Origin of the sequence: Nocardioides sp., from assembly GCF_035703625.1 — a bacterium.
Lineage (GTDB): Bacteria > Actinomycetota > Actinomycetes > Propionibacteriales > Nocardioidaceae > Nocardioides.
Map to the genome: position 1 here is coordinate 1 of NZ_DASSXS010000079.1, position 3,867 is coordinate 3,867.

At 70.9% G+C, this 3,867-nt stretch carries 6 protein-coding genes and 2 pseudogenes; 2 read left to right on the forward strand and 6 right to left on the reverse strand.

Going from position 1 to position 3,867, the window contains the following annotated elements; genetic code table 11:
- Nucleotides 1-185: pseudogene (locus VFN12_RS04055) on the reverse strand (adenosylmethionine--8-amino-7-oxononanoate aminotransferase BioA); the annotation flags it as partial.
- Between the two features lie 39 nt (nt 186-224).
- Between VFN12_RS04055 and bioB the strand changes: the two are divergent.
- Nucleotides 225-1,217: a biotin synthase BioB gene (gene bioB, locus VFN12_RS04060; RefSeq protein WP_325117313.1), complete on the forward strand. Its 993-nt coding sequence runs from the start codon at nt 225-227 to the stop codon at nt 1,215-1,217.
- Between the two features lie 88 nt (nt 1,218-1,305).
- Nucleotides 1,306-1,494, forward strand: coding sequence for a hypothetical protein (locus VFN12_RS04065; protein ID WP_325117308.1), 189 nt, complete (start codon nt 1,306-1,308; stop codon nt 1,492-1,494).
- Here VFN12_RS04065 and VFN12_RS04070 read toward each other — a convergent pair.
- The 5 genes and pseudogenes from VFN12_RS04070 to VFN12_RS04090 form a co-directional block, all read right to left on the reverse strand.
- Complete coding sequence (locus VFN12_RS04070) at nt 1,491-2,018, reverse strand: 2'-5' RNA ligase family protein (RefSeq protein WP_325117309.1); 528 nt, start codon at nt 2,016-2,018, stop codon at nt 1,491-1,493. The genes VFN12_RS04065 and VFN12_RS04070 overlap by 4 nt on opposite strands.
- Before the next feature lie 10 nt (nt 2,019-2,028).
- Nucleotides 2,029-2,610, reverse strand: a complete 582-nt coding sequence (locus VFN12_RS04075) for a pentapeptide repeat-containing protein (protein WP_325117310.1) — start codon at nt 2,608-2,610, stop codon at nt 2,029-2,031.
- 16 nt (nt 2,611-2,626) lie between these two features.
- Entirely contained in the window at nt 2,627-2,902 is a 276-nt protein-coding gene (locus tag VFN12_RS04080) for a DUF2087 domain-containing protein (protein ID WP_325117311.1), read from the reverse strand.
- A 1-nt stretch (nt 2,903) separates the two neighbouring features.
- Complete coding sequence (locus tag VFN12_RS04085; protein ID WP_325117312.1) at nt 2,904-3,455, reverse strand: M23 family metallopeptidase; 552 nt, start codon at nt 3,453-3,455, stop codon at nt 2,904-2,906.
- Nucleotides 3,456-3,483: 28 nt separating this feature from the next.
- A pseudogene (locus VFN12_RS04090) lies at nt 3,484-3,867 on the reverse strand (3-methyladenine DNA glycosylase); the annotation flags it as partial.

Sequence of the window (3,867 nt, forward strand, 5' to 3'; positions counted from 1 at the left end):
TGGATCGCGGCCCACCACGACGACATCCCGTCGATCACCTCGCGGCCGTCGGCCAGGTGGAGGCGACAGCCGGACGCCCCCGTGACGAGTCGGACCGGGGTCGGCTCGGTCATCGACGTGTAGGGATGCCACACGTGTTCACGGTCGAGGGCGAGCAGCTGCTCGGGGGAGGCCGGGGAGGTCATCGCGGGCAGTCTACGGACGCCCGATATCTTGCTGGCGTGATGGACATCCTGGAACGTGCCCGTGTCAAGGTCCTCGACGAGGGCACCGGCCTGTCCTGCGACGAGCTCGTCGAGGTGCTGCGGCTCCCCGACGACCGGATCGCCGAGCTGCTCGAGCTCGCCCACGCCGTACGCATGAAGCACTGCGGCCCGGAGATCGAGGTCGAGGGCATCATCAGCCTCAAGACCGGCGGCTGCCCCGAGGACTGCCACTTCTGCAGCCAGTCGGGCCAGTTCACCTCGCCGGTGCGCTCGGTGTGGCTGGACATCCCGCAGCTGGTCAAGGCCGCCGAGGAGACCGCCGCGACCGGCGCCACTGAGTTCTGCATCGTCGCCGCCGTCCGCGGTCCCGACGACCGGCTGATGTCGCAGGTCCGCGACGGCATCAAGGCGATCCAGGAGGCGGTCGACATCAACGTCGCCTGCTCGCTGGGGATGCTCACCCAGGACCAGGTCGACGACCTCAAGGCGATGGGCGTGCACCGCTACAACCACAACCTCGAGTCGGCGAAGTCGTACTTCCCGTCCGTGGTCACCACCCACTCGTTCGAGGAGCGGTGGGAGACCTGCGAGATGGTCCGTGAGTCCGGCATGGAGCTGTGCTGCGGCGGCCTGGTGGGGATGGGGGAGTCGCTGGAGCAGCGTGCCGAGCTGGCCGCGCAGCTGGCCGAGCTCGACCCGCACGAGGTCCCGCTCAACTTCCTCAACCCGCGTCCCGGCACGCCGTTCGGCGACCTCCCGCTGATGGAGTCCGCCGACGCGCTGCGCACGATCGCGGCGTTCCGGCTGGCGATGCCCCGCACCGTGCTCCGGTACGCCGGCGGCCGCGAGCTCACCCTCGGCGACCTCGGCACCCGCGACGGCCTCCTCGGCGGCATCAACGCCGTCATCGTCGGCAACTACCTGACCACGCTCGGCCGCGACGCCGACGAGGACCTCGCGCTGCTCAGCGACCTGAAGATGCCGATCAAGGAACTCGCGAAGACCCTCTGATGCCGAGTCGGCGCAACTGCCAACGAATCTCCCGCCGAGTCGGCGCTGCTGCCGCGCCTCAGCGGCCCGAGTCGGCGCATCTGCCGCGATGAGCGACCCGACCTACTGCGGACTGTGCGGCGAGCCGCTGGCCGAGGGCGACCACGCCGCGTGCCGGCGACTGCTCGCGATGGAGCCGCCCCGGTTCTGCGCCCGGTGCCGCCGCCGGATGAAGGTGCAGGTCGTGCCTCGTGGCTGGTCCGCCGAGTGCGTCGAGCACGGCGTGCTCACGAGCTAGGCGGGCCGCCGCCCCAGGGGCCACGACCGCAGCACCCGGCAGCGGCCGCACTCCCACCAGGTGAGGTCCAGGCGCTCGGCCCGGCACACCGTCGGCACCAGGTCCCCGAGCGAGGTGCGGACGGTGGCCTCGTCGACGCCGTCGGCCGTCGCGTCCAGGGTGAGGTGCGGGCGTACGTCGTCGAACCGGCCGCCGTACGGCGGACACTGCGGGAAGGCCTCGACCAGAAGGGCGGTGAGCGCGACGAACGGTTCCTCCGGGTCGGGGACGAGGTGGATCACCCCGTCGGGGAAGGTCGCGACGCGCTCCAGCACGAAGTCGAACGGGGAGGTCGTCGCCGCGATCCGGGCCACCTGTTCCATGGCCTCGTCATCGGGGTCGGGCAGGAACGGCCCGAGCGCGGTCACGTGCGCGTGACAGAACGCCGGATCGGCCGAGACGAAACCCGCGTCGTGGTGCGCCGTCCGCTCGCGCACGAACTGCTCGAGCGACGGGACGGGCACCAGGAGGACGCTGTGGGCCATGAGGCGCCCGTCAGGGGTCCACGTCGGCGCCGTGCAGCTCGGCCAGCAGCACGGCGCCGGGCAGGTCGAGCCTGGTGCGCCGGAGCCGGGCCGCCGCCAGGTCGACGCCTCCCAGCGTCGCCCCCCGCAGGTCGGCACCGCCCAGCTCGGTCTCGCGCAGGTTGGCCGAGTCGAGCCGTGCGTCGCGCAGGACCGTCCCGCTGAGGTCGCTCATCGACAGGTCGGCCTCGCGGAGGTCGACCCCGCTCAGGTCCAGCCTGGTCAGGTTGGTGCCGCGGATCGTCACGCCGTGCCACTGGCCGCCGACGACCTTCATCGGCCGCAGGGTGCACTCGTCGAACACCGAGCCGTTCAGCTTGCAGCCCTCGAAGGTCGCGTCGAAGAAGTTGCTGCGCTGGAAGTCGCAGGCGACGAACGCCGACGACGTGTGCACCGAGGCGTTGAACCGGCAGTTGCGGAACGTGCACCGGTCGAAGAGCGCGCCACTGGTGGTGGCCTCGCTGAGGTCGACGTCGGTGAAGGCGCACTCGACGTACGTCGGGCCTCCGAGGTCGTCGGCGTACCAGTCCTCGCCTCGGAAGTCGCGACGCACGACGGGAGACTCCGGCTCAGACATCGAACGTCCCGCCGCTGCGCCAGTAGACAGAGTCTTCACGCGTGAGGAACTGGTTCTCGACGAGGTAGCGCCGCAGTGCGGCGTGGTCGGGGTGGAACCGCTCGATGATCGCGTTCACCTCCCGCTCCGGATAGGTGCGGCCGGGCTCGAAGGACTGGGCGATGTGGTCCAGGACGACGAGCAGCTTCGAGTGCCTGGTCGGGATCGTGTGCAGCCGCCCGTCGGCGGTCAGGAAGTTGCGCAGCACCCGGTCGTCACGCAGGTCCACGTCAACCCTTGGGCCGCAGGCGCAGCATCTTGCGCGGGAAGACCGCGGTGTCGACGCTGCCCGCGAGCGCCCGCCTCTCGAAGTGCAGGTGGCACCCGTCGGGCGCCGCCGAGTCGGACGCGCGGCCCAGCGCCATCCCCGGCCGGATCCGGTCGCCGGGCTTCACGAACACCCTCCGGGTGTGACCGATCACGAGGTCGAAGCGGTACTTGTAGTTGCGCAGGAGGATCGGGTTGGCGCCGTACGCCGGTCCGAGCGAGTCGTTCGAGACCACCCACGCCCTCCGGTTGGACCGCAGCAGCGTGCCGCAGGGCATCGCGATGTCGATCCCGTGGTGGAAGCCGCGCTTCTTCACGCACCGTGGATCCGGCGAGTAGTAGGGGGCGCGGGTGCAGCCGAAGGGGATCATGATCCGGTGCGCATGGCGGTACCACGGCGAGCGGTAGTAGGTCTTGTCCGCGGTGAAGAACTCCCACCTCGGGTCGGGTTCTGCCGCGGGTGCCGGGGCCGTCGCCAGGGACGCCGCCAGGACGATCGCTGCGATCAGGTGCATGGGGCCCACGGTAGGACACCCGGGTCCCTCATCCGGCGAGGAAGCGCTCGCACTCCTCGATCAGTCGTCGGCGCAGGGGCGCCGCCCGGTCGGCGAAGTCGCGCTGCGCGGCGACGTACTCCTGCTTGCCCTCCGCGGTCTCGATCCGCACCGGCTCGTGACCGAGGTCGCGGAGGTCGTAGGGCGAGGCCCTCATGTCGAGGACCCGGATGTCGCGGGCCAGCTCGAAGCAGTCGGCGACCAGGTCGGAGCAGACCATCGGGGTGAGCCGGAAGGCGTGCTTGTAGAGGTCCATGTTGGCGTGCAGGCAGCCGGGCTGCTCGTACGACGCCCGGTCGCCGCTGGAGGGCGACAGCGTGTTGAGGGGCCGGGCGGCCGGGGTGAAGAACCGGAACGCGTCGAAGTGGGAGCA